Here is a 1,208-nt window from a genome sequence, read left to right as displayed (position 1 = left end):
CCGAAATCGAGCGCCAGGAGCGGATCAACGAAGACGTCATCCGTTATCTGACGGTGCGCGTCGATGAACACGAGGAAGGCCCCTCGGCGATGATGCGCAAGGCCGATCGCGATCGCGAACGCGACGACCGTGGCCCCCGCGAGGGTGGCTTCCGTGGTGACCGCGAAGGCCGTGGCGACCGCGACGGTTTCCGTGGCGATCGTGGTCCGCGCCGTCCGCGTGAAGACGCCGACGCCCCCGCAGCAGCAGTCGAGGAGTAAGCATCATGGCTGAAGCAGGTGCCCGCCGTCCGTTCTTCCGCCGCCGCAAGACCTGCCCGTTCACGGGAGCGAATGCGCCGAAGATCGACTACAAGGATTCCAAGCTGTTGATGCGTTACGTCTCGGAGCGCGGCAAGATCGTGCCGAGCCGCATCACCGCCGTCTCCGCCAAGAAGCAGCGCGAACTCGCGCGCGCCATCAAGCGCGCCCGCTTCCTCGGTCTGCTGCCCTACGTGATCCGCTGATCGAAGTGGCCTCGCGGCGTCCGCGCCGCGGGGCCCTTCGAATTTTCATAAGGCTTCCGGGTCGTCCGGTCGCCGATGGTTGGGGCGAAACGCCTCTAACCGCTCGAAGGGAGCGGGACAGCTAATGATGTTTCAAGTCCTGATCGCGCTCGCCGCCGGCTGTGCTTCGGCGTTGATGTTCGCCTCGATCGTCTCGGGCGCGCTGATCGCACTCCTGCTGTTCTACCTGGCCCCGCTGCCGTTGATGGTGGCCGCGCTCGGCTGGGGCGTGGTCGCCGCCGCAATCGGTGGCCTGATCGCCGCCGCCGGCCTCGCTGCGCTCGTCAGCTTTCCTTACGCCATCGCCTTTCTCCTCACCATCGCCGTCCCGGCGTGCTGGCTCGGCCATCTCGCGCTGCTGGCGCGTCCTGCCGACGCCCCGCAAGGCGACACGGCGCCGCTGGAATGGTACCCGATCGGCCGACTGGTCGTGTGGATGGCCGGATTCGCGGCGACCACCACGATGGCGGCCCTGTTTTCCCTCGGCACGGACGGCGCCGCGATTGCAGACGGCCTGCGCAGCGGCTTGCAGCGCGCCCTCGGCCCGCGCAGCACGCCCGGCAGCGACGCCGCCCTGATCGACGCGCTGGCGGCAATCGCGCCGCCTGCAGCCGCGACGGTGGCGATGCTGACACTGACGCTGAACTGTCTCCTATACACATCT

2 protein-coding genes and 1 pseudogene are annotated in these 1,208 nt (G+C 68.0%); all 3 read left to right on the top strand.

Annotated features, from left to right (window positions below; genetic code table 11):
- A partial coding sequence (locus DU475_RS23815; RefSeq protein ID WP_502706861.1) for a 30S ribosomal protein S6 occupies positions 1 to 260 on the top strand: 260 nt, incomplete at its 5' end.
- 5 nt (positions 261 to 265) lie between these two features.
- A complete protein-coding gene (gene rpsR, locus DU475_RS23810; protein ID WP_011158623.1) occupies positions 266 to 505 on the top strand; it encodes a 30S ribosomal protein S18 in 240 nt (79 codons plus the stop codon).
- 124 nt (positions 506 to 629) lie between these two features.
- Positions 630 to 1,208: pseudogene (locus tag DU475_RS23805) on the top strand (hypothetical protein); the annotation flags it as partial.

This window comes from Rhodopseudomonas sp. WA056 (assembly GCF_010906995.1).
Classification (GTDB): domain Bacteria; phylum Pseudomonadota; class Alphaproteobacteria; order Rhizobiales; family Xanthobacteraceae; genus Rhodopseudomonas; species Rhodopseudomonas palustris_G.
This window is presented reverse-complemented; position numbering and strand designations above follow the sequence as displayed.

Excerpts from the sequence above, each read along its gene's own strand:
- rpsR (WP_011158623.1), top strand. The coding sequence starts at position 266 with ATGGCTGAAGCAGGTGCCCGCCGTCCGTTCTTCCGCCGCCGCAAGACC.